This window comes from Shewanella marisflavi, assembly GCF_023283925.1.
GTDB classification, from domain to species: Bacteria; Pseudomonadota; Gammaproteobacteria; order Enterobacterales; family Shewanellaceae; genus Shewanella; species Shewanella marisflavi.
Map to the genome: position 1 here is coordinate 37,864 of NZ_JAKIKX010000007.1, position 24,398 is coordinate 62,261.

General features: G+C 50.7%; 21 protein-coding genes and 1 tRNA gene. 10 read left to right on the plus strand and 12 right to left on the minus strand.

Features of this window, described 5'->3' with window-relative positions:
- Positions 1-88: 88 nt before the first annotated feature.
- Positions 89-1,570: a 4-hydroxy-3-polyprenylbenzoate decarboxylase gene (gene ubiD / locus L2712_RS14065; protein ID WP_248978135.1), complete on the minus strand. Its 1,482-nt coding sequence runs from the start codon at positions 1,568-1,570 to the stop codon at positions 89-91.
- Between the two features lie 167 nt (positions 1,571-1,737).
- Between ubiD and L2712_RS14070 the strand changes: the two genes are divergently transcribed.
- Positions 1,738-2,214: a hypothetical protein gene (locus L2712_RS14070; protein ID WP_248978136.1), complete on the plus strand. Its 477-nt coding sequence runs from the start codon at positions 1,738-1,740 to the stop codon at positions 2,212-2,214.
- 28 nt (positions 2,215-2,242) lie between these two features.
- Here the strand turns inward: L2712_RS14070 and lepB are convergent, their stop codons facing one another.
- Positions 2,243-2,950: a signal peptidase I gene (gene lepB, locus L2712_RS14075; protein WP_248978137.1), complete on the minus strand. Its 708-nt coding sequence runs from the start codon at positions 2,948-2,950 to the stop codon at positions 2,243-2,245.
- A gap of 162 nt (positions 2,951-3,112) precedes the next feature.
- Between lepB and yjjG the strand changes: the two genes are divergently transcribed.
- Both yjjG and L2712_RS14085 read left to right on the plus strand, forming a co-directional pair.
- Positions 3,113-3,790: a pyrimidine 5'-nucleotidase gene (gene yjjG, locus L2712_RS14080; protein ID WP_248978138.1), complete on the plus strand. Its 678-nt coding sequence runs from the start codon at positions 3,113-3,115 to the stop codon at positions 3,788-3,790.
- Positions 3,791-3,999: 209 nt separating this feature from the next.
- Positions 4,000-4,090, plus strand: a tRNA-Ser gene (locus L2712_RS14085).
- Positions 4,091-4,386: 296 nt separating this feature from the next.
- On the opposite strand, the gene L2712_RS14090 is transcribed toward L2712_RS14085, so the two are convergent.
- The gene (locus L2712_RS14090) at positions 4,387-5,253 is read right to left on the minus strand and encodes an AraC family transcriptional regulator (protein WP_248978139.1); all 867 of its coding nucleotides are present in this window, start codon (positions 5,251-5,253) and stop codon (positions 4,387-4,389) included.
- Positions 5,254-5,699: 446 nt separating this feature from the next.
- On the opposite strand from L2712_RS14090, the gene L2712_RS14095 reads away from it, so the two are divergent.
- Positions 5,700-6,371, plus strand: a complete 672-nt coding sequence (locus L2712_RS14095; RefSeq protein WP_088903655.1) for a Crp/Fnr family transcriptional regulator — start codon at positions 5,700-5,702, stop codon at positions 6,369-6,371.
- A gap of 41 nt (positions 6,372-6,412) precedes the next feature.
- Here the strand turns inward: L2712_RS14095 and tsgA are convergent, their stop codons facing one another.
- The 6 genes from tsgA to hslV all read right to left on the minus strand — a co-directional run bounded on the left by tsgA (position 6,413) and on the right by hslV (position 11,410).
- Positions 6,413-7,588, minus strand: a complete 1,176-nt coding sequence (tsgA, locus tag L2712_RS14100; protein WP_248978140.1) for an MFS transporter TsgA — start codon at positions 7,586-7,588, stop codon at positions 6,413-6,415.
- A gap of 79 nt (positions 7,589-7,667) precedes the next feature.
- Positions 7,668-8,372, minus strand: a complete 705-nt coding sequence (gene deoD / locus L2712_RS14105) for a purine-nucleoside phosphorylase (RefSeq protein ID WP_033539086.1) — start codon at positions 8,370-8,372, stop codon at positions 7,668-7,670.
- Between the two features lie 203 nt (positions 8,373-8,575).
- Complete coding sequence (locus tag L2712_RS14110; protein ID WP_248978141.1) at positions 8,576-9,010, minus strand: DUF3859 domain-containing protein; 435 nt, start codon at positions 9,008-9,010, stop codon at positions 8,576-8,578.
- A 21-nt stretch (positions 9,011-9,031) separates the two neighbouring features.
- Positions 9,032-9,427: a gamma-butyrobetaine hydroxylase family protein gene (locus L2712_RS14115; protein ID WP_033539084.1), complete on the minus strand. Its 396-nt coding sequence runs from the start codon at positions 9,425-9,427 to the stop codon at positions 9,032-9,034.
- A 77-nt stretch (positions 9,428-9,504) separates the two neighbouring features.
- A complete protein-coding gene (gene hslU, locus L2712_RS14120; RefSeq protein ID WP_033539083.1) occupies positions 9,505-10,830 on the minus strand; it encodes an ATP-dependent protease ATPase subunit HslU in 1,326 nt (441 codons plus the stop codon).
- 55 nt (positions 10,831-10,885) lie between these two features.
- The gene (gene hslV / locus L2712_RS14125; RefSeq protein WP_033539082.1) at positions 10,886-11,410 is read right to left on the minus strand and encodes an ATP-dependent protease subunit HslV; all 525 of its coding nucleotides are present in this window, start codon (positions 11,408-11,410) and stop codon (positions 10,886-10,888) included.
- Between the two features lie 577 nt (positions 11,411-11,987).
- On the opposite strand from hslV, the gene L2712_RS14130 reads away from it, so the two are divergent.
- Positions 11,988-13,682, plus strand: coding sequence for a beta strand repeat-containing protein (locus L2712_RS14130; RefSeq protein ID WP_248978142.1), 1,695 nt, complete (start codon positions 11,988-11,990; stop codon positions 13,680-13,682).
- Between the two features lie 105 nt (positions 13,683-13,787).
- On the opposite strand, the gene L2712_RS14135 is transcribed toward L2712_RS14130, so the two are convergent.
- The 3 genes from L2712_RS14135 to priA all read right to left on the minus strand — a co-directional run bounded on the left by L2712_RS14135 (position 13,788) and on the right by priA (position 18,458).
- A complete protein-coding gene (locus L2712_RS14135; protein WP_248978143.1) occupies positions 13,788-14,363 on the minus strand; it encodes an SPOR domain-containing protein in 576 nt (191 codons plus the stop codon).
- A 14-nt stretch (positions 14,364-14,377) separates the two neighbouring features.
- The gene (gene argS / locus L2712_RS14140) at positions 14,378-16,123 is read right to left on the minus strand and encodes an arginine--tRNA ligase (protein ID WP_248978144.1); all 1,746 of its coding nucleotides are present in this window, start codon (positions 16,121-16,123) and stop codon (positions 14,378-14,380) included.
- A 139-nt stretch (positions 16,124-16,262) separates the two neighbouring features.
- Positions 16,263-18,458, minus strand: a complete 2,196-nt coding sequence (priA, locus tag L2712_RS14145; protein ID WP_248978219.1) for a primosomal protein N' — start codon at positions 18,456-18,458, stop codon at positions 16,263-16,265.
- A gap of 279 nt (positions 18,459-18,737) precedes the next feature.
- Here priA and L2712_RS14150 point away from each other — a divergent pair, with 279 nt between their 5' ends.
- From L2712_RS14150 to csrD, 5 genes are all read left to right on the plus strand, one after another.
- A complete protein-coding gene (locus L2712_RS14150; RefSeq protein ID WP_248978145.1) occupies positions 18,738-19,475 on the plus strand; it encodes a LysM peptidoglycan-binding domain-containing protein in 738 nt (245 codons plus the stop codon).
- 187 nt (positions 19,476-19,662) lie between these two features.
- The gene (gene rpmE / locus L2712_RS14155) at positions 19,663-19,875 is read left to right on the plus strand and encodes a 50S ribosomal protein L31 (RefSeq protein ID WP_011864187.1); all 213 of its coding nucleotides are present in this window, start codon (positions 19,663-19,665) and stop codon (positions 19,873-19,875) included.
- A gap of 155 nt (positions 19,876-20,030) precedes the next feature.
- A complete protein-coding gene (locus tag L2712_RS14160) occupies positions 20,031-20,801 on the plus strand; it encodes a thermonuclease family protein (RefSeq protein ID WP_248978146.1) in 771 nt (256 codons plus the stop codon).
- Positions 20,802-20,980: 179 nt separating this feature from the next.
- Positions 20,981-22,228: a malic enzyme-like NAD(P)-binding protein gene (locus L2712_RS14165; RefSeq protein ID WP_248978147.1), complete on the plus strand. Its 1,248-nt coding sequence runs from the start codon at positions 20,981-20,983 to the stop codon at positions 22,226-22,228.
- A 172-nt stretch (positions 22,229-22,400) separates the two neighbouring features.
- Complete coding sequence (csrD, locus tag L2712_RS14170; RefSeq protein WP_248978148.1) at positions 22,401-24,311, plus strand: RNase E specificity factor CsrD; 1,911 nt, start codon at positions 22,401-22,403, stop codon at positions 24,309-24,311.
- Positions 24,312-24,398: the final 87 nt, after the last annotated feature.

Here is a 24,398-nt window from a genome sequence, read left to right on the forward strand (position 1 = left end):
ATACCTGATTAATTTGTTCAAGTATTCAAAGGGTTAACTTTTTAATTTGTTTTTTAAATTCAGATGATTAGTTTACGTCTGATATTGATTATAGTGTCGGCGCATCATCTATGCCCAAGGCATCCCAGATCTCATCGACACGTTGTTTGACGGATTCATCCATCACAATGGGGGTCCCCCATTCACGGTCGGTTTCCCCTTGCCACTTGTTGGTGGCATCCATTCCCATCTTAGAGCCAAGACCTGCCACCGGGGAGGCGAAGTCCAGATAGTCGATAGGAGTGTTGTCTATCATGACGGTATCTCGCTTAGGATCCATCCGGGTCGTAATAGCCCAGATGACATCGTTCCAGTCGCGGCAGTTCACATCCTCATCCACTATGATGATGAACTTGGTGTACATGAACTGGCGCAGGAAGGACCAGGCACCCATCATTACGCGTTTGGCATGCCCAGGATACTGCTTGCGAATGGAGATCACCGCCATGCGGTAGGAGCAGCCTTCTGGTGGCAGATAGAAGTCGACAATCTCCGGGTATTGCTTACGCAGAATAGGCACGAACACTTCGTTCAGTGCCACACCTAACATAGCTGGCTCATCGGGTGGCCTGCCGGTATAGGTGCTGTGGTAGATGGCATCGCGTCTATGGCTGATATGGGTCACGGTAAAGACCGGGAATTCATCGGTTTCGTTGTAGTAACCCGTGTGGTCGCCATAAGGCCCTTCTTCGGCCATTTCACCTGGTTCAATATAGCCTTCCAGAATGATCTCGCTGGTGGCTGGTACCTCTAGATCACAGGTCAGTGCCTTACATACCTCGGTGCGTTCACCGCGTAGCAGGCCGGCAAAGGCATACTCGCTCATGGCGTCGGGCACAGGGGTGACGGCGCCTAAGATGGTGACGGGATCGGCGCCCAGCGCCACCACAACAGGATAGCGTTCGCCTGGGTGTTGTTCTTTAAAGTCTTTGAAGTCCAGCGCACCGCCGCGATGATCTAGCCAGCGCATGATCAGCTTGTTCTTACCCAGCAATTGTTGGCGGTAGATGCCGAGATTTTGTCTTTTCTGTCTCGGCCCTTTGGTGATGGTTAATCCCCAAGTGACCAGTGGCGCAACATCACCCGGCCAGCAGTGCTGAATAGGTAATTGGGTCAGATCCACATCATCGCCGCTGATCACTACCTCTTGGCAAGGAGCGTTGCGCACCGTCTTAGGGGGCATATTCAGGGCTTGTTTGAACATGGGGATCTTGGAAATGGCATCTTTAAAGCCGCGTGGTGGCTCGGGCTCCTTGAGGAAGGCCAGCAGCTCGCCCACATCGCGCAGGGCTAGCGGGTCTTCTTTGCCCAGGGCCATAGCTACGCGTTTAGGGGTGCCAAACAAGTTTGCAAGCACAGGCATTGTCTTTCCGACAGGATTTTCAAACAGCAGCGCCGGGCCTTTTGCCCGCAATACACGATCGGCAATCTCTGTCATCTCCAGATGGGGATCCACAGGGTGAGCGATGCGCTTTAGTTCGCCATTGGTTTCGAGGTGATCGATAAAACTGCGTAAATCCTTAAAACTCATGTGGAAATACTCGTGCTAAGAAAAATGTGATATGGCGCGCACTATACCATTTATGGGCGTTATTCCCAAATAGCTTACATCGGCTTTGCGACCCTAATGCGGCGAGATTTGCAGGGATTATAATTAAGGCTAAGATGTCGATGTTGTTCTTAAGACGAGGTGGCAATATGAAGCACAAGATAAGGCCTTTGTTGTTAGTCAAGGGAGCGCTGTTGCTGAGCCTGTTGCCGCTTAGCCTAATGCCTGCCTGGGCGCTTAAGATAGATGACCAATTTCATGTTAGTTCTGATTTCGGCGTCAATGCCGGTTGGGAATATCGTCACGATTGGGATAGAGGCTACTATGACCCTTGGCGCTGGCGTATCGGCATAGGCACTGGTTTTCCCTATTGGCGTCATAATCACTATGGCTATTGGCGTGACCGCTGGCGTTACCCTTATCGTTACGAGCCGAGAAAATATCGTAAGCCAAAACCTATTGCACCGCCGCAGCAGGTCACCACCAGTCTGACTCAGAGTGATGCCATTAAGAGCCTGCCTGCCAATGCTAGGGTGAGAATCAAAGAGAGCAGGACGGTTTACGAATGGCAAGGGGTAGAGTATGTCTACGATTGGAATAGTGACAGCTACGTAAAGCTTGAGTAGCTGCCACTTTGATGATTCTCTTTCGTGACTATATGGGCATTAGCCAGCGCTCGTTCCTAAACCAATAATAGTGCTCGGGATCGTTTGAAAAAGCCACCCTGTGAGCCTTACCTGTGATCTCTTCGCGCGGGATGAAGCCGATAACACGGGAGTCGGCGCTGGCATCGCGATTATCCCCAAGTGTCAGGTAGTGCCCTTGGGGGACAGTCACAGGGCCAAAATTGGCCAGCCTTGAGGGGGAAGCATTTAATCTTATGGCGTGGGGCTTGCCGGGTAATGCCTCTTGCATATCGCTAAAGGCCTCTTGCATATCGCTAAAGGCTTTTCGCTCGTCGCTAAAGGCTTCTCGCCAGTCGGTCATGGTTTGCGATGATGCTTCATAGTTTATAGCCTGACCATTGAGGTAGAGGCGATTATTGCGCATCGACACAGTATCGCCAGGCAGGCCTATGATGCGCTTGACTAGCTTCTTGTCGGCCACCGCCGAGTCGAAGGTGATGATGTCGCCGCGTTCTGGCTCGGCTAGCTTAACTAAGGTGATATTGGTGAAGGGAAGGCGCAGATCGTAGGCCATTTTATTCACCAGTATGCGGTCGCCCTGCACTATGGTGGGCAGCATAGAACCGCTAGGCACATGGTTCCAGTCGGCGACGGCGCTGCGAAACACCAACATCAGGCCGATAAAAAGAATGAACTGGCGGTGTTGTTTCACTTGTCGCATCACTTTCTTTAGCATAACCACTCCTTGGGAAATTCAGTGTCTTACCATCAGACGTGTCACCGTCCAAGAGGTTCCTGCTGCGTTATCCCATAAGCGTAAGCAAATATTTTTGCTCAGCTAAGCTTGGCATTGATATAGTGCTGCCCCTTGTCCTGAGGTCATAACCATGGAGAGAGAATGAAGTACCAGTGGATATTGTTTGATGCCGATGAAACTCTGTTTCATTTCGATGCCTTTAAAGGATTACAGCTGATGTTTTCGCGCTTCGGTGTAGAGTTCACCCTTGCCGATTTCCAAGAATATCAAACAGTGAACTTACCCCTTTGGGTAGACTATCAAGATGGCAAGATCAGCGCCCGTCATCTGCAGGTGACCCGTTTCGAGCGCTGGGCTGAGAAGCTGTCTGTGACTGCCGAGCATCTCAACGCTGCTTTTCTCACGGCGATGGCCGATATCTGTACTCTGCTGCCCGGTGCTGCCGAGCTGGTCGATGCCCTCTATGGCAAGGTACAAATGGGGATCATCACCAATGGCTTTACGGATCTTCAGAAGGTGCGTTTAGAGCGTACCGGCCTGCTGCATGCCTTTTCACCTGTGGTGATCTCCGAAGAGGTGGGGGTGGCTAAACCCGATGTAGCGATTTTTGAGCACGCGCTGTCGCAGATGGCTCATCCACCCAGAGAGCATGTATTGATGGTGGGGGATAATCCCCATTCAGATATTCAGGGGGGGATCAATGCCGGATTCGATACCTGTTGGCTTAATCATGACTGTCAACCAGCGCCAGAGGGAATCACACCACATTATCAGGTGGCCTCACTCAGCGAGTTGCAACAGTTGCTGACCAAGGGGTGATGTTTATAGGGGGCTTACATCGACAATCTTAAAGGGCATTTTGTGCATATAAGTACACTCGGCATGGGGTTTTAGCGCCCAAATATCACTAAAAAGGTTGTTTTTAACGCATTTGTCATCGAAAAATGCCTTAATGGATTATTTGTTGCTCAGTTAGTGAAATTTAGGCTTTACATTTAAAGTCCATTTCCTTACTATTCTCGGCGTTCGGAGAGATGGCAGAGTGGTCGAATGCACCGGTCTTGAAAACCGGCACGGGTTTATAGCCCGTCTAGGGTTCAAATCCCTATCTCTCCGCCACATTAAGAAAAAAGGCTTCCAGAAATGGAAGCCTTTTTTCGTTTTGGCTGGCCATTATCTAAAGTCTGGTCATAGGGATTATTTGAACCCAGGGTTCCTAATGTTTAGATCTAGCTATCACTCAGCCTCATTAACAAAGCCCGCTTTTTAGCGGGCTTTGTGCTATCTAGCATATAGCATTTGAGTCATAGCAGGGTTCCTAATATTTAAACCCAGCTATCTCTTCGCTGTATTAAGAGAAAAGGCTTCCAGAAATGGAAGCCTTTTTCGTTATATTGTCTCGTCCTGAAATGAGCTTAGACTAGCGAGAAATAGATATCGGTGATCAACTCATGCTCCGCCACTTCGGGGAAGAAGTTGTGGTACTCGAAGTAGAGGGGAAAGTCTCTTAGCTCCTCACCGCTCTGGGGTAGCCAATCGCGATAGAACTGATAGATCTTATTGTCCATCTGATCGTGTGGTCCCTGGTGGCGGATCACGGCGCAGCGACCACCGGGGATCGTCTTGGTGATCACCCCATAGTCATTGGCTTCGACATCAGTCGTGACCGAGCCGCAAATGTCGAAATGAAATGCCTCGGGTTCCACAACATTAGGGTCGTTAAAGGGGACGCCCAATGTCAGGCTGCTGGTGACTGGCGATTCGCCGCTTTGCTTGCGCCAGCTGATAAATTGTTGAATCGAGTCGTTCAGTGAGGCCGGGCTGCCTCTGTGTTCCAGCACGGCGACCTTGATGTCGTCTCTTTCAGTAATATTAATTTGCACTGTCTCTCTCCTGATAGGTTTCATCTTGGCATACTCTCGACTCCATCGCTCCCATTGAGGCGTTAACCTAAATTGCGACGGTGTCTGGGTAAATACCTGCTTAAAGGCACGCGAAAATGATTCGCCGTTCTCAAATCCCGCATCGAGGGCGATGTCGGTGATCTTGAGCTCCGGATGAAACACCAATCGGTATGAGGCCCGCTTCAGCCTGAGTAGACTGATGTATTTACCTAAAGTTATGCCGGTATACACCTGAAACTGGCGATGAAAATGATACTTGGAGAAGTACGCCTTCTGGCTGAGTTGTTCCAGCGTCAGGGGCTGGTCTAGATGTTTGCCAATATAGTCACAAACCGCCTGGATTCGTTGACTATAGGTTTGATGAGTTTCTCTGTTCATATGCATCTCTGTTCAAGTGAGAGGCTATTGTGAATCTTGGTCGTTAGCGTTACCTGACCGATATTGCTTAATGCAAAATTTATCCAACCCATTAGCTGTAATGCTAGTATTTCAGTCAGCTGCCTTTATCCCAAAGGAGCGAGTTATAGTAGGTTAAAAAGCTTGATAGAACAAAGGGCATAGTGTCATATCGTCAATCATTAGTTAGCTTTGTCTGAATGAGCCATTATGACCGAAGACCTGTGCTGGCTTAATCTTTTACGCTAGTCGCGCAGTTTGGTTTGCCCCTGTTGGATGGCGCTTATCCTGTCTTGCAAAGTGGTAAGTGAAAGGCGTAAATTGAGTTTTATCTGGTGGGTAGTGAGCCTGCTCTATCTATAGACGGCGGCGTGGAGCGTTATGAAGAGTAAGTTAGGGCAAATTGACTTTGATTTTTCGGATCTATTATGCAGTTAAAACCACTGGATAAAGGTCGCTTTCGGTCTATGTGGCAACAGGAGCATGATGCCATCGAAAGCGTAATGAGAGAGTGTATTAGCGAAACGAAAACGGTCGCTCCTCAGCATAAATTAATGCAGCAAGGCCAGAAGCTTGATGCATTGATTTTAGTGCCTCGAGGGCGAATATCTATGGGCTACACCGCAAGAAATGGCCGTAGTTTTCAGCTTGGCACTATGAATTGTGACTCTCAGTTATTTGGTGAAATGGAGTTTTTTACCGATTACCTTTGCCAACTCGACATTATTGCCGAGGAGTCTTTAGAAATAGCGATTATTAATGGTGATAAGTTGCATCAGGCGCTGCTTAAAACCCCAAGGTTTGCACTATTTTTTGCCAGTGCCATTGCTATCGATTACCAAGATACTATGGATATTTTGACTCGCAGAATGCTCTATCCTATCGCCTACAACATCGCCTATGATCTTTATCATCAACATCTAAAAGATCAACCTGTAGAGGGATTTACTAAGTGTTACTTAGAGGCTGAGCGTTTTGCAACAACGGATAGAGTGTATCGTCGGGCCGTGAAAAGTTTAGAGGAACAAGGGCTAATTAAACGCGATAAAGAGGGCTTGGTGATTTGCGACTTAGCAGGTCTAAAGGCATTTATCGAATAGGCCCCAAATGCGAGTTCGGGGCCTTCGAGGTTAATCAAGCATTAAGACTGATTTGTCTGGACGGTTAGGCCTACTCGCTGCCGGTTTGAGATGACGAGCATTGTGATGATTAAGGCATAAATCACAGGAATTGCATACATGACGCTTTGCAGACCTATGATGCTCTCAAATAGTGAGCTGATGGCAGGGCTAAACATGGCTCCTGCGCTACCACTGATCAATATATATGACACGTTGCGGCTACTGGCTGTTTTGACAAATGAGACACCATAAGCAATGAAGGCGTTATACAAGGCGGCACAGGCAAAGCCATAACCGTATGTCAGATAGCCGATGGACTCTAAGTTGTCTGTGGTCACAATCAGACTGGTAATGATCAGCGCCAGACTTATCATCCCCATCACGAAATGTTGGATTTTAACTCGTGACACTATCACTGTTGAGACCAAGGCACCTATCAGTGCGGCAGACCAATATTGGGTAATGATGTTGCCAGCGTCTTCGAAGGGGATGTCGAATTTTGTTTTAACAAACATTGGTGCCCAAGTGAGGAAGGTATAAAGCGCTAACATCCCCAGAAACAAGCCGACACCGCCACTAATAATGCCGAGATTCCATTCCGACTCATCTTTCGTCGTCAGCGTCTCTCGGCGTGTTTCACACAATGAAAAGTTGGTGAGTAGGGCGATTAGCGCGGTTCCCAGAGCAACAACACCTACAGTTAGATAGCTGTAACTCCATGATAATGCGTTGCTTAGTGCGTATGTGGTGATCAGAGGGAATACGACACCAGCCACATTAAATGTTGCATCTTGCACGACAAGCATAGTGCTTTGAATTTTGTCTTTCCAAACGGAGACGACAATGGTGCCGGCGATACATAATCCCACGCCGCCACATAAACCGATCAGCGTCATGGCGAGCATCACAATGCTTAATGAGTCAGTGAAATGCATGGCTCCAGCGCTGGCAGCGATCACTAAATAACTGACTAAGGTCATACGTTTTACGCCAATTTTCTCAATTAAGAAAAAGGCCGCGATGGTACCGGCGAGCGCGCCACCATTCAACAGAGAAAAGATAGAGGCAACTTCGTTAACGTTAGCTGAGTACTTTTCAGCTATCGGTTCAATCAACATGCCAAACTGGGTTGCGAAGCCTGCCATGACAAAGTTGGCTAAAAAGCTGAGCAAGGTTAAGGAGATTTTATTCTTCATTTTCTACATCCTAATTTGCTAATGCCGCTCATCAAGAGCGATCTCAAGAGGCATGATCAATAACTCATGCCTAGTGCTATTACTGATGAGCAGTTTCGAGCGCTAGTTCAATCATCTGATTAAACGTGTACTGGCGCGCCTCCGCAGTGGTCTCTTCACCGGTTAAACAGTGATCCGATACTGTTAAAATGGCCAATGATTCGATGCCTAGGTGATGGGCTAAGCCATATAAACCGGCGGCTTCCATATCTATGCCTAAAACGCCAAAGCGCTCCAGTGCCGGGATCATATCCTCATCGGGGTCGTAATACATGTCACCACTGAAGATGTTGCCGACTTTGACGCTGATCTGCTTCTCTTGTGCGATAGTGTAGGCTCTGTGGAGTAGCTCAAATGTGGCCGAGGTCGCCATTTGGTAACCGCTGCTACGTTTGGCATTGGTAGGAGAGTCTGTGCCAGCAGCTTGTGCCAGAATCACATCGTTAATCTTAACCTTGTGTTGAGTCGCTCCCAGGCTACCCACACGAATAATGCGCTTAACATTGAACTGAGTGATTAGTTCATGGGCATAAAGCACCATCGAGGGGATGCCCATACCGTGCCCCATGACAGAGATGCGCTGGCCTTTATAAAAACCGGTGTAGCCTAACATGTTGCGAATATTAGTGATCTCTTGTGCGTCATCGAGATAGTGCTCTGCGATATACTTTGCGCGTAACGGATCCCCTGGCATTATGATGGTTTCAGCAAAATCGCCTGCTTGGCCATTGATATGTGCAGTCATAAATTATCCTCTGTGTCAGATTTATCCCGATAGTAATTGGTGTTTGGGAGTGACGAGAGGACATAAGTCCGCATGGTGTGATTTTGTAGGTAAAATTTTTCGTTCGCGTCACGCTACAGAGAGTTGTTACCTAAGTGACGGGGTGGTTGCCCCTTTATGGTCAATGGGTTGTTGAAAAAGGTTCTGTTTGTAAAGATAAATGGTTAAAAGCCCCTGCGTTTCCAGAAGTTGGCCACCTGACTCTCCTCATCGTTAAGATGTACGTTAAAGGTCTTCTCGGCAACTACCTTGTCCCCCAGAGACAGAGTCATACGCCACTTACCTACCTTGTCATGCTCAGGCGCCCAGATGGTATCGCCCAGATAGAATTTCCAGTCGTTGGATTCGACGAACAGCTCGCCTTCGAAGGGCGGGCGAATATTGCCTTGTTCATCGGGAATGTCGGGGTGATAGATACAGTAATTTAGCCGCCGATTCTTGGCTTTGCGGATACGGGCGATGAAACCAAATTCTATGTCTATTTCGGCCGGTACATGCACTGTGGCCTTGAGAAATTTAGGCAGGTCTGGACTCTCTTCATCCCAACGGCTAAAGAGTCCGGCCTGCAGTATGGTGACATCGGCTTTGAGCTTAGACAAAGAAGGTTGGTCGTTGACTGACTAAGTGTGATACTTCACTGCCATGTCGATCAATGGCTCACGACTGGCTTTGGCGGCGCGTAATCTCGCCAGATAGTTTTCCCATAACTCCACCTGATTGGTGGCTAGGTCATAGAGCACCTTCCAGGAGTATAGGCCGGTATCGTGGCCGTCGTCGAACACTAGCTTAACCGCATAGTTGCCAACAGGTGTGATGGCGTTGATGTTGACGTTTTTCTTATGGGTCACCAATACAGGGTTGCCGTGACCATGCACCTCGGCCGAGGGCGAGTAGACCCGTAACAGCTCGCAGCTGAGGGTATAGCTCTGACCATTGTCGAAACTCACCTCCAGCAGACGAGATTTACGTTTCAGTTTGAGTCCGGTGACCTTTGGGGTGTCGCTTTGAGGAGTCATAGCTTTGCCTTTTGCTGGGACGCTAGCGTGTTAGGTTAAAAAGAGGGCCCGCAGGGGAACTGACGGGCCCTTTAAGTTTACAGGATGAAGCGGCTGAGATCTTCGTCCTGTACTAAATTATCGAGATGAGCGTTGACATAGTCGGCATCGATCAAGGTCGTGCTACCAGACTTGTCAGAGGCCTCGAATGAAAGATCTTCCATCAGGCGCTCCATCACGGTATGCAGGCGGCGGGCACCAATGTTTTCGGTGCGCTCGTTTACCTGCCAGGCGGCTTGGGCGATGCGGTCAATCCCAGATTCGCTAAACTCTACCTTAACGCCTTCGGTGCCCATCAGCGCCACATACTGCTCGGTGAGCGAGGCGTGGGGCTCGGTCAGAATACGCTTAAAGTCGTCGGCAGACAGGGCTTCCAATTCGACGCGGATCGGTAGACGACCCTGTAGCTCAGGGATGAGATCCGATGGCTTAGACATCTGGAACGCGCCCGAGGCGATAAACAGGATATGGTCTGTTTTAACCATGCCATGCTTAGTATTAACCGTACAGCCTTCCACCAGAGGAAGTAGATCGCGTTGAACCCCTTCACGAGAAACGTCTGGACCTGAGGTGTCACCACGCTTACAGATCTTATCTATCTCGTCTAAGAAGACGATGCCGTGCTGCTCAACCAGCTCGATGGCCTGCTCTTTGAGATCGTCAGGGTTAACCAGCTTAGCGGCTTCCTCTTCGATCAAAACTTTGTAGGCCTCTTTGATGGTCATCTTGCGGCGCTTGCTGGCACCAGGGCCCATGTTTTGGAACATGCTCTGCAGCTGATTGGTCATCTCTTCCATGCCTGGAGGCGACATGATTTCGATACCCACCTGAGGGGCTGCGATATCTATCTCTATCTCTTTGTCGTCTAACTGGCCTTCGCGCAGCTTCTTACGAAACACCTGGCGAGTGTTGGTGTCATCTTTTTTTTCAGTGTCCCAATCTTCCTTGGGTTTCGGTAGGAGCGCGTCGAGAATACGCTCTTCGGCCGCTTCTTCGGCCCTAAACTTACACTTGGCCATCTGTTCTTCGCGGGTCAGCTTGATGGCGGCGTCGGTCAGGTCGCGGATGATCTGTTCGACCTCCTTACCCACATAACCCACTTCGGTAAACTTGGTGGCTTCGACCTTGATGAAAGGTGCCTTGGCCAGTTTAGCCAATCGGCGGGCGATCTCTGTCTTACCTACACCCGTTGGGCCTATCATTAGAATATTTTTTGGGGTGACTTCTTGGCGCAGATCGGCGTCAAGTTGCATGCGGCGCCAGCGGTTACGCAGGGCGATGGCGACCGAACGCTTAGCGTTCTGTTGGCCTATGATGTGACTGTCCAGCTCGTGAACAATTTCCCGTGGAGTCATCTCAGACATAAGTATCCCTTAATGCTTGGGTGCATACGTTTGTTAACAGTGAGCGAGCTCAGTGCTAGTAGTTCAGTTCTTCGATCGTCTTGAATTGGTTGGTGAATACACAGATGTCACCGGCAATGGTCAAAGACTTTTCGGCGATCTCTTTGGCGCTGAGATCGGTATTTTCAAGTAGTGCCGTGGCCGCGGCCTGGGCAAAGTTACCCCCAGAGCCTATGGCGATCAGATCATTTTCCGGCTGCACTACGTCACCGTTACCTGTGATGATCAGGCTGCATTCGGTATCGGCTACTGCCAGTAGGGCTTCGAGTTTGCGCAGCACTTTATCTGAGCGCCAATCTTTGGCCATTTCGACCGCGGCGCGCATCAGATGCCCCTGGTGCATCTCTAATTTGGCTTCGAAACGTTCAAACAGGGTAAAGGCATCGGCGGTACCGCCGGCAAAGCCCGCGAGGACCTTGTTGTGATATAGGCGTCGAACCTTTTTAGCGTTTCCTTTCATCACTGTGTTTCCCAGTGATACCTGGCCGTCACCGGCGATGACAACTTGATTGTTGCGACGTACTGAAACGATTGTGGTCACGATATTTCCTCTTCTCTAGCCGAGGGGTAGGAAACCCATCGGTGGACAATAGTCTAGATATGGGGATGGCATTTTGTTTTTCAAGGGAGGTTGTCAGTCGCTTTCCTGCGCTGGAGGGGAAAAATAGCCTCTCATGCAGTATCGATTAAAAAGCTAAGCATTTTTATTGGCTTACCCTTTGAGTATGACAAAGCGGCTAATACTAAAGAGGGGGGGTAGCGGTGCAAAACTAGCCTCCTGGGGTTGGGCTTTCATACCTTAGCTGGACGATGATGGGATGGCATCTTTGCATACTCTTGCCTGCTGGCTATGGCTGGCGCTTGTTTCCAAACATGTGGATGAAAGGAAAATCGTTCACTGTGTAAGAGTCGATAGACAACTATTTGCACAGTGACGCTTACCTTAACCTTCGCTGGACACGCCGACAGATGGATATGGGCGATGAAGGTTGAGTCTCTGGTCATCGCAGTTTCATGTTACTGCTGAAACTTGCATAGGACGACATCACTTAGGGTGATGCTTACCGGGCGGTTGCCGCTTACCGCCTGATTGACATATTTAGTAAAGGATATTACTCATGACAAAGCTACTTCCACTGGCCGCCGCCATTGCGATGACAATAGGCACTGCTCACGCTGCCGACAGCACAGCCATTACGTCACAAAATGGTTCAGGTAACATTGCTACAACCGTGCAGACGGGCACTAACCATAGCGCAACTATCAATACTGCCTTGGGTTTTGACAGCTCGGCGAGTATTGACCAAGCCGGTGATGCGCAAACGGCAATCATTAACCAGGTGGGTGGCGTCGCTAACTCAAGCGCCATGGTGACTCAGTCTGTGGCATCAAACACTGCCACCATCAACCAGGAGCATATGGTCAACACCCAGGCGACTGTGACTCAAGCTGGTGAGGGTAACAATGCAGATGTTAACCAGCTGCATGTTGATGATTCCCAAGCGACAGTTCAGCAGCAAGGTAACGCCAACCTAGCCGATATCAGGCAGTATGGTTTTGGTATCCACAACCCAGCCGGATCAACCATTGTGCAGACAGGTAACAACAACACTGCGACCTCGGATCAAGATACCTCGACCGATGCACTGTCGACTATCGTGCAGACTGGCGCCAACAATATCGCCAACGTTAACCAGATGAACAATGCCGAGCAATCTGAAGTCGTGGTTAACCAGATCACTAATGGATCTCTGGCCAACGCGACTCAGGATGGCTCTGCCGACTCGATTATCACCATCAATCAGCTTAACGGTTCCATCGGCACCGCCAACGTAACCCAAAGCAGCGGCGTTGAGAATATGGCGAACGTGACTCAGGATGATAACAGCCTGAATGTTTCGGCGATCGTGGCGCAAACCGGCAGCTATAACCAGGTGACCACACTACAGCAGCATGCTATCAATACCAGCCTGAGCGTGATGCAAAACGGTGAGTCTAACATCGCCTCTGTCAACCAAGAGCATGTGAACGACAGCGAGGCGACCGTGAATGTGACCGGTGATTCTAACACTACCACAGTGCGTCAGTATGGCTTCGGTTTCCATGAGCCGGCATCGGCGACTGTGACGACTGTAGGTAATCTTAACAACGTCAACATTAACCAAGATACTTCGTATCTGGCAGAGGCCAGCGTTAACCAGGCTGGTAACGGCAATATTGCGCTGGTGAGTCAGCTTAATGAATCAGACAATGCCATGGTGTTTGTCGATCAAATCGATGGTAGCGAAAGCGGTAATGTTGTCGTGGCGCAGAACCAAGCCGCCAACTCTACTGCAACTGTGATGCAGTCTAGTGTTAATGGTTCGGCGGTGTTTGTAGCCCAGGGCCCAGGTAATCAGTTAAACGCCGACGTAAACCAAACTGCTAGCGTGGATGGTATCGTGAACATCAATCAAGATGGTGTGGATCAAGGCGCTGTGGTGAACCAGAGCGGTACAGCAAACATGGCCGATGTTTATCAGACGGCGTCGCTGAACCGCGTGACTGTAGCTCAGATGGGCGACTTTGGTGCGGCCGATATCGACCAGACTGGTAACAACAACGAAGGTTGGGTTAACCAGAGCGGTGGTGAGTACAATGATGCTGTGCTGCTGCAACAAGGCGATGATAACTACGCCATGATAGAGCAATCAGGTCTGGGTCAGGATGGCGCACATAACCTGGCGACCATCAACCAGTTCGGCTTGAATGACAACGCCACTATCGTTCAAGCCGGTGGTTTTGGCAACTCGGCAACCATTACTCAAAACTAAGCTTTGATTAACGCTTAAAGCGGATATGAAAAAGCCAGCAATATGCTGGCTTTTTGTTGTCTGCGCAGATCACAAACGGACTCAGGCCCATTTGGGGGGCTGAGGTTAACCCCCTTCCCAGAACCAGATCTGACAGCCGTTGAGGCCGCCGCGCTGCAGGATGTGGCGATGTTTCTCGGCAAGGCGTTTACGCTCGTAGGGGCCTAAGACCACCTTGTACCAAGTACCGTTGCTACCGCTGACCTTACGCACCTGAGCCTCTAAGCCCTGGAAGGCGATCACCGCCTTCATCTCGTTAGCCTGAGCCTCTTTTCTAAAGGAGCCACATTGCATCTGATAGGGGCGAGTAGGTGCAGTATTTTCCGGAATGTCCACCTCGACCTGTTTGTTCTCCAGCTCCTGTTGGTAGGTCCACTCCTCTTTAGGTTTTGGCGGCAGCGCGTTGGGGTCTTTCTTGACCACAGGCTTTTTGACCGTTTCAACCTCAGGTTGAGGTTCAACCTTGTCGGCACTGTCGTTGATGCTCCAGAGGAAGTAGCCGAAACCACCGACTAAGCCCAAGGTCACCAGTGAGAGGAGAACCGGAAATCGACGAGGCGCCGGAGCGGCTTTTCGCCGGCCTCCGGTGCTTTTACGTCCCTTAGACGCGGGTTTTCTATTGGCGTAATCGCGATTGCTCATCTTACCGCCCTAAATTACATGCGCTCTAAGGTTTCGATACCCAGTAGATCCAGACCCTGTTTCAAGGTCTTAGCGGTAAGCTGTGCCAACAGCAGACGGCTCTTCTTCTCATCTTCTGAATCGGCCGCCAGTACCGGGCAGGCCTCGTAGAAGCTAGAGAAAGCGCCAGCCAATTCGAACAGGTAACCACACAGGGCGTGAGGCTGCCCCTTGGTCACCATACGGCTTAGCACTTCACCGAACTGCGCCAGTTTATTGCCCAACTCTTTCTCTTTATCATGCTCAAGCTTAATACTGGCACCTGTTAGGTCGACATCGGCCGCTCGCTTGAAGATACCGGCAACACGAGTGTAGGCATACAGCAGATAAGGAGCGGTATTGCCTTCGAAGCTCAGCATCTGCTCGAAGCTGAAGATGTAGTCGCTGGCGCGGTTCTTCGACAGGTCAGCATATTTCACCGAGGCTATGCCTACCACTTTGGCGATCTTATCAAGCTCGGCTTCATCCATATCTGGGTTCTTGCTGCGAACCAGATCGAGTGCTCGGGTTTCGGCTTCGCTGAGTAGGTCAACCAGTTTCACCACACCGCCTGAGCGGGTTTTGAATGGGCGGCCATCTTCACCGTTCATGGTGCCAAAGCCCATGTGCTCCAGGCTCATGTCAGGGCGAACGAAGTTAGCGGTGCGCGCCAGGCTAAATACCTGCTGGAAGTGCAGAGCTTGACGCAGATCGACGAAGTAGAGCGCGCGATCGGCCTTCAGCACGTTTGAGCGATAACGCATCGCTGCCAGATCGCTGGTGGCATAGAGGAAACCGCCGTCGGCTTTTTGGATGATCACCGGCAGAGGCTCACCCTCTTTGGTTTGAAACTCATCCTGGAAGACCACCTTGGCGCCGTTGCTTTCAGACAACAGGCCTTGGGCATCCAGATCTTGTACTACCTGCTCAAGGTCATCGTTGTAGGCGCTTTCGCCGCGCACATCGGCACGGGTCAGGCTTACGCCCAAGCGCTCATAGACTTCATGGCAGTGGCTAAGTGAAATATCGTTAAACTCGCGCCACAGCTTGTTGCAATACTCGTCGCCCGATTGCAGCTCGACCACGAGTTGGCGAGCGCGGGTAGCAAACTCTTCAGACTCATCGAAACGTACCTTGGCGGCGCGGTAGAAGCTCTCGAGATCAGACAGCTCAACCTGAGCCTGTTCGCCATGCTGGGCTCGTAGTTCTTCCATATAGGCCAGCAACATGCCGAACTGGGTGCCCCAGTCGCCAACATGGTTTTGACGGATCACCTTGTGGCCCTGGAATTCGAGGGCGCGTACCACGCTGTCGCCGATAATGGTTGAACGTAGGTGACCTACGTGCATCTCTTTGGCCAGGTTAGGCGAAGAGTAATCGACCACTACTGTTTGTGGCGTTGGTAGCGTAACGCCTAGATGATCATCATCGAGTGCGGCCATCAGTTGATTGGTTAGGGCGTTTTCATCGATGAAGAAGTTAATAAATCCTGGGCCGGCAATCTCGACCTTAGCCACTTGGCTATCTTGTGGCAGGCTATCGATTATCAGCTGTGCTATCTCACGAGGATTCTTGCGGGCCACCTTGGTCAGCATCATGGCCAGGTTGGTGGCAAAATCACCGTGGGTCTTGTCTTTGGTTCGGTCTACCTGAATACGAGCCTCAAAATCCGCAGGCACTATCTCCTGCTGTTTTAGAGTATTAATGGCTTGTTCGAGCAAAGATTGAATATGTGATTTCATTGGCGTTTAATCGATAGTTGCTAGGGTCAAAAGACCCTAAATATGAAAGATTCAGGGATAACCGCGTATTTTAGCCGCTTGTGGTGACTAATTGCTATCCTCTGGACGGATTTTTCTACGCTATTCTCACTTTTTTTGCTTACAGCAGATCCTGTGGGTCGCGATCTAGACTCCAGCGACACTTCTTGGCCAGCGGCAGGGCTTCAATCTGCGGCTGAGCCTGTTCAAACGCCTGCTGTAATTGGCCGCGGGTCTTGGTTTGAAACATCAGCTGACGTCTGAACTTGCCCGCCTTCTTGTCCATGGGGGCGGGCATTGGGCCTATCACTTCGCAGGTTTCGTTTTGGGGCAGTAGAGCGGCGACCTGGGTCAGGAAACTGTCGGCATCTTCTGCTCGGTGGGCCTCGGCGCGCAGCAGCAACATATGCCAGGCCGGTGGCAGCAGCGCTTGTTTACGCTCCTCCAGCTGACCTCGGGCAAACTCGCCATAGCCCTTATGCATCAACTCGCGCAAAATCGGATTGTCGCACTGATGGGTCTGTAGCAGCACAGTTCCCGCCTTACGCGCCCTGCCGGCACGGCCTGAGACCTGGGTATAGAGCTGGCCGAAACGTTCGGGGGCGCGAAAATCGGCGCTGAACAAGGCGCCATCCACATCCAGCAGTCCCACTAAGGTGACATCGGGGAAATGGTGCCCTTTGGCCAGCATCTGGGTGCCGACCAAGATCTTGTACTCGCCTTTATGGATGGCATTGAGGTGACCTTCCAGCGCCCCTTTGCGGCTGGTGGTGTCACGATCGATGCGCACCACAGGATAGTTGGGAAACTCCTTGGTCAGCGCCTCAGCCAACTGCTCGGTACCCACTCCTTGGCCCATTAGCATGGTGCTACCACATTGGTGGCACTGTTTGGGGATAGCGTATTGATTGCCACAGTGGTGGCAGCGGATCTCGCCCAGGGATTGATGCACGGTGAAGAAGGCATCGCAGCGATCGCACTCATGCAGATGACCACACTCGTGGCAGAGTAGCGCCGGGGCAAAGCCGCGGCGATTGAGAAACAGCAGCACCTGATTGCCTGCATCCAGATGGATGCGCATCTCGTTGAGTAAGGCGTGAGATAAGCCCTTTTTTAGGGGCTGGTTTCGGATATCGATGATCCCCTGACGCACCTTTTCGGCGGCCCCGGCCCGCTTGCCCAGGCTCAGGTGTTGATAACGGCCCGCCAAGGCATTTTGCAAGGTTTCCAGTGAGGGGGTTGCACTGCCTAGCAGCACAGGGATCTTCTCCAAGTGGCCGCGCATCACCGCCAGATCTCGGGCGTGATAGCCAACGCCCTCCTGCTGTTTAAAGCTACTGTCGTGTTCCTCATCTAAGATGATGATGCCGGGGTAGCGCATGGGGGTAAATAGCGCCGAGCGGGTGCCTATGATGATGGCCGCCTCGCCGCTTCTGGCCTGGCGCCAGGCGCTCAGGCGTTGGTTGTCTGTCAGCCCCGAATGGATCACCGCGACCTGTACCTTGAAGCGGCGTTTGAAGCGGCTGATCGTCTGGGGTGTCAGGCCAATTTCAGGCACTAAGATGAGGGCCTGTTTACCCTGTTTGAGCACGGTTTCCAGCAGGGCCAGATAGACTTCGGTCTTGCCTGAACCTGTGATCCCCTCCAGTAGCGAACAGGTATAACCCTGTTGTTGATTCAGGGTGGCTACGGCGATCGCCTGTTCGGGATTGAGTTGGTGGGGCGCCTCGCCAAGTTCAAGGCTATCGCGCCAGCTAAGATCGGTCTCGCAGCGCTTCTCGATACACTCGATCCAGCTTCGCTCGGCTAATGCCTTAAGTGCCGTCTTGCTCAGCTCCAGGGCATTGATCTCCTCTTGGCTGAGGGACGTTTCCAGTAGGGCTTGTAGCAGTTTGCGCTGGGCGGGGGCGCGTTTAAGCGTGTCTATATCCGCGGCTTGACCTTGGGGGGTCACCTGCCAGATCTTCAGTTGCTGCGCTTCAACCTCAGCGCCTTTGCGCAGCGCCACAGGAAGCGCTTGGGAGAGCATCTGCCCCAGGCTACAAAAATAGTAACGCGCGGCCCATTGGGTCAACTTGTAGAGCGAGGGGGGCAGCACAGCTTGGTCGTCGAGGAAGGCGATGACAGATTTTATCTGAGTCGGTGCCAGATCGCACTGATTCGAGAGTCCGGTGACCAGGCCGATAAGTTGCTGCCGACCGAAAGGGACACGCACCCTGACGCCTATATCGGCTTTGGCCATATCTGTCTCTTTGACACGATAGCTAAAGGCTTGGCGCATGGGGACGGGCAGGGCAACTTCGACAAACAGGGACATAAATTCGGTCGGGACTCGGCTGGCTTCTAGAACTGTAAAGCAAGTGTACCCAGACTCATGGGTGAGGGCTACCATAATCTCTCACAAAGATGGCTGAGCAAAAGCCGATGCTTTTGGGTAGCAAGATGTGACAAAATTGTTGAAACATCAAGGAGCTTGGTGCTTAATAGCAGAAACCCCCAAAGAAGAGTTGCGCTGGCGCAAGCCGAGTAAGGCGGCGTAGGGATAAGCATCTTTTCATCAGGGTAATCCACCTCAAAAAGGGATAAGAAGGTTGCGATGAGAAGAGCGCTATTTCTAGTCATGCTGGGATTGATGTTTGCGAGTCAGGGGGCTTGGGCCCAGTTGAGCCATGTCAGTATCAATCAGCGATTGTCGGGCCTGGGGCAGAGCCCTAGCCTGAGAGTCAATATCGTCGCGCAATCGGTGAACCTGGATAAAGTGCAGTTTATCGTCGAGCAGAAGTCGGGCCGCGAACGTTTGATGGTCAAACCCATGAATACTTATATGCTACTGCTCAGTGGGGTGGAGGATGTGGAAGATCGCGATGCCCAGTTAGTGATACAGGAATATCAGATCAATCGCTGGCAGGAGATCAAACGCATACCTCTGTTTGAGGGGGGAGCTCGTGTCGCGGCCAAGGCAGAGGTTAAGCCGCAGATACCTGCCCAGCAGCCAGCACATTCTCAAGTTAGCACTGCAGCTGGGCAAACTAAAGTGCCTGTGGGCAGTGCGCTTGTTACAAATGACGCACTGGTGACGTCAAATTGTCAGCTTGACTATCAGCCGCCTCAGACACTGTGGCGCCTAGGCTCAGCCTATGCGGTGAGTTGGGAACTCTCGACCTATGGCGCCATGCTGGCCATTTTTGACGCCAACCCTAAAGCCTTTAATGGCGGCAAAATCAATGGACTAAGAGCCGATGTCAAGCTCAATTGTCCGTCAGAATCACTCAAGCAGAGCTATCGCGACGCCAAGCGCGCCAGAGAAACCTTCGAGTCGTTACAGGCCGAATAATGCCCTTGGGCTGGCGTCTCAGCCTGCTGGCGATTATTTTTGATAAAGGGGGTGAATAGTTGCCGGGGATGCTTGTATCTATTGCTGCTATCCTGTACTATCTCGCGCCTAAATATTTTATTAACTGCATGTGGTGTCCGACTTCGGGTTGGAAGTGCGACATGGCCTTAAACTTGAGGTAATCCCAATGAAACCAGGCATTCATCCTGAATATGCTGAAATCACTGCAACTTGTACTTGTGGTAACGTTATCAAAGTAAACTCAACTGCAGGTAAGCCACTGCACTTGGACGTATGTGGTGCATGTCACCCATTCTACACTGGTACCCAGAAAGTTATGGATACCGGCGGACGTATCGACAAGTTCAACAAGCGTTTCGGTATGCTTGGCAAGAAGTAATTCTTCTGCAAAGAACTCTGAAAAAGGCGCCTATATGGCGCCTTTTTTGTTGCCAGTGACTTTATCTTGTCGATCGGCACGAGAAGAATGCTCATTGATACTAAGGTTATGATATAACTGGTTACTAAGCCGTTAATCTAGGGAAGCGATTAATTATGGGTAAGACTCTGGCATTCTCTCTTTACCTCTGGTCGAGCCTGACCGCCGCTAGCACAAGTGTATGCGCTCCTACCCATTACGACGAGACCGTGGTGTTTAAGTCGGTGATCGATGGCGATACTTTAATGCTGGAAGATGACCGTAAGCTCAGGCTTATCGGCATCGACTCTCCTGAAATTGATACTCATTACCCTGAATTGTCGGAGCCCTTTGCCGATCAGGCGAGAAATTTTCTGGCAGAGCGCCTGGTACCTGGTCAGAAACTCCTGTTGTCTTATGATCGTAAGCGACTGGATCCACAAGGAAAGACACTTGCCTATGTCTATACCGAGTCGGGAGAGCATCTGCAGGAGATCATGCTCAGTCAGGGGTATGCCAAGGCGCGGGTTTATCAAAATGACTATTTCTGGCAGTGTCTGGCCAATATCGAGCTTCAGGCCCGTCAGCAGAAGCGTGGATTATGGAGCCATGAAAGTTATCAGGCCAAATCGCCCAATGAGCTCGATCGCGATGATCGTAATCGCTGGAGAGAGGTCAGAGGAGTGGTGACAGGTTTTGAAAGAAAAGGTCAGCATTTGTGGCTGATTATCGATGAAAGTTTTTATGTGGGTATACCTAGAGAAGAATCTGGTAAATTTAGCAACATTTTGACCCTAAACCTGCTTGAAAGTCCGGTAATAGTGCGTGGTGAGTTGTATTATTCCTACAAAAAGTGGCAGATGATTGCCCATCATCCCTCACAGATAAGTTTGCAAAATAAGCCTTAGACCTTTTAGCTTCATAATAAACTGAAATTTTCTAATATCTTGTTTAAAAATCGTCTAATTTCGAGTATCTTAGCGCCCTAATGGCTCGTGTCGTTTTTCTCGGTCGATGAGGGAGCGAGACGGGGCAAATAAGACCTTACTCTGAATACACTTGTCGCATTTTTTGCAGGATTACTAAAATGGCCGATTTCCGTCAGCAAGCCCTTGACTATCATGAGTTCCCCGTACCTGGCAAAACCGCCGTTAGCTTGACTAAGCCCGCCGAGACCAGCATGGATCTGGCGCTTGCCTATAGTCCGGGTGTGGCAGAACCTGTACGTGAGATCGCCGCCAATCCTGACGATGCCTATCGTTATACCGCTAAAGGGAATACGGTTGCCGTTATCTCTAACGGAACGGCCATCTTAGGTTTGGGTAACCTGGGGCCATTGGCTTCTAAGCCTGTGATGGAAGGCAAGGCATTGCTGTTCAAGCATTTTGCCAATATTGATGCTACAGATATCGAAGTGAAGCACCGCACCGCTGAAGAGTTTATCAACACGGTTGAGGCAATTGCCGATACCTTTGGTGGGATCAACTTAGAAGATATCAAGGCGCCCGAGTGTTTCGAGATTGAGAAGGCTCTGATTGAGCGTTGTAACGTACCAGTGTTTCACGACGATCAGCACGGTACGGCTATTGTTACCGCAGCGGGTATGATCAATGCCTTAGAGATCCAGGGCAAGAAGTTGGAAGACGCGGTATTTGTCTGTATGGGCGCCGGTGCGGCCGCTATCGCCTGTATGACCATGCTGGTCAAGTGTGGCGTGCAGCGTGAGAACGTCTATATGCTGGATCGTAAGGGCGTTATTCACACCCGCCGCGAAGATATCAACGAGTATAAGGAGCTGTTTGCTAACAACACTGACAAGCGTACCCTGCAAGATGTGATCAAGGGCGCCGACGCTTTCCTAGGTCTGTCGGGTCCAGACGTTTTAAGTGCTGAAGATGTAGCCCTGATGGCCGACAAGCCGGTGATCTTCGCCTGTTCAAACCCAGATCCTGAGATCAAGCCTGAGCTGGCGCACGATGTGCGTAAGGATCTCATCATGGGTACGGGGCGTAGTGATTACCCGAACCAGGTCAACAACGTACTCTGTTTCCCCTTCATCTTCCGTGGCGCCCTAGATGTTCGCGCCTCGCAGATCAACGATGAGATGAAGATTGCCGCGGTACATGCCATCGCTTCCTTGGCGAAAGAGCCTGTTCCTGCCGAAGTGTTGGCGGCTTATCCAGATGTGTCTGAGCTGAAGTTCGGCCCAGACTATGTGATCCCTAAGCCAATGGATCCACGTCTATTATCAAATGTGGCGAAAGCCGTGGCACAAGCTGCCATCGAATCGGGTGTGGCGGCATTGCCTACACTGCCTGAGCATTACATGGCCTAATCAGGTCATAGCGATAAGAAAAGGGCCTTAGGGCCCTTTTTTATTGTGCCTTTACTGCTTTATTTGTATGGTAAGTGATGTTACTCAGCTTCGCAGCTAAAGCCTTTTGTTATCCTTGAAGTTAAAGCGGTTTCAGTCGTAAAAAATAATAATAATCCTGCAGGAAGCGGAAATGAAATTAACACAACTCCTCACTAAGAAGTTAACTGGCTTTTGGCTGCTTTCCCTTGCTGCGGTGGCGTTTATCTTTCTGCTGACCGCCCTGGTCAGTTTTATTCAGCTCACCTATAAGTTTCAACAGCAGCAGATCAGCGAGCTTGAAGAGATGTTGCTGCAACATCAGGTGCGCCATGAACTTCAACACCTAGATATCTGGCTACCTCAGATTTTGGCTGCCTACGACGCACAAACATTTACCCTGATCCGGGGTGATGAGACGCTGTACCGCTTCGACCGGGGTAATCATGATCAGAGTGTGGTCAACTACGACAGGGTACTCAACGAGACCTTAGACCTGCATTTTCATATCAGCCTGCCTCAGCCCTTCTTGCTGCATAACATCAGTTGGCATGGCGGCCTGGTCTTTCTGCTGGGCTGTATCGCCGTAATCCTGCTTGTGAGGCGAGGCTACCTCTGGCTGGCCCAGCAGCTGCAAGGCATAGAAGATCTGGCCAAGCGCAGCCATCTCATTCTCTCGGGGGATTATGATAAGGCACTGGCGGAGACAGGTCATGGCCGACCAAGACTGATCAACCGCGCCCTGACACAGATGCTGCTTGAACTGGACGATGCACAGAAACAGCGCGCCAGGTTCGATCAGTTTATCCGCTCCAACACCTTCCTCGATCCCGAATCAGGCATAGGTAATCGCCTTTTTCTCAAGAATCGTCTTGATGCGCTGAGCAACAAGGATGGCATGATGGCCCCTGGGGTGCTCTTGCTGCTGGAGATGGAAGATCTGGATTTGCTACAGCAGGAGGCCGATGAGTTTAGCATCCAGGAACTGCTCAGCCAGACGATTGCCGGTATCAGTCATCTGCTGGATAGTCAGGCCAACAGTATTTTCTCCCGCCGTTCCTACAACCAGTTTGCCATCGTGGTGCCGCAGATCTCTTTGGCTGACGCCGAAAAGCTGGCCGCCCGATTGCTAAAGGTATGCCTGAGTCAACCTCTCGAAGGGGTGAATAACCGTGACGACTTTTTCCATATCGGCGTGGCCTACTTTAAGGTTGGCGAGAGCAAAGAGCAGCTGATCGAAGAGGCAGAGATGGCGCTGCGTGCGGCGCAGTTCCAGGGTAATAGCGGTTGGTTTATGTATGACAAGGGCGCGGTGGATGAGGAGTTTGCCCGAGGCTCTGTGCGCTGGCGCAGTTTTCTTGAATATGCCTTAGTCAATAAACGTGTGGTGCCCTTTACTCAGTCTGTACTGGACAGCGATGGTGAGGAGCATCATAGCGAGGTCTCATGTCGGCTACGTGACAATAATGGCAATCTGGTGCGGGCCACGCTGTTTTTACCTATGGCGATCAAGTGCGGTCTGATCCCTCAGATTGAGCGTCAGGTGATCGAGGCCGTGTTATTCGATCTGTTACCGCGCTCCCCCAAGGATGGTCGCCAATACAGTATTAATCTCTCTTTGGATACCTTAACCAGCCGAGCCTTTATCCGTTGGCTGAAAACCACTTTACTGGAGTATCGTCATCTGACACCTCGGCTGATCTTCGAGATCAATGAAGATATCTTGGTGAACAACCTGACTAAGTTGAAGGCGCCGCTGGATATGATCGCCAAGATGGGCGCTAGCCTGTGTGTCGACCGGGTAGGCCAGCAGGTGGTGAGCACTCAGTATATTCAGTCTTGTCGTTTCGATCTGATCAAGCTACATCGTTCTATTGTGCGTCAGATACACTTACGTCAAGAAAATCAGTTGTTTGTAAGAAGTCTTATCGGTGGGCTATACCGCAGTGAAGTGCAGGTTTTTGCCGAGGGAATCGAGTCGTTTGAAGAGTGGCAGACCCTAAAAATTCTAGGGGTGAGTGCCGGTCAGGGCAGCTTTTTTAGTGAGCCCATGGAAGTGGGGTGATTTTGTTACCGCCTTGCAGGGCTTGATAAAGGCTTGTTAGTGCTGGGTTACTGTTCTATGTTTATCCAAGTGTATCTAATTGATATT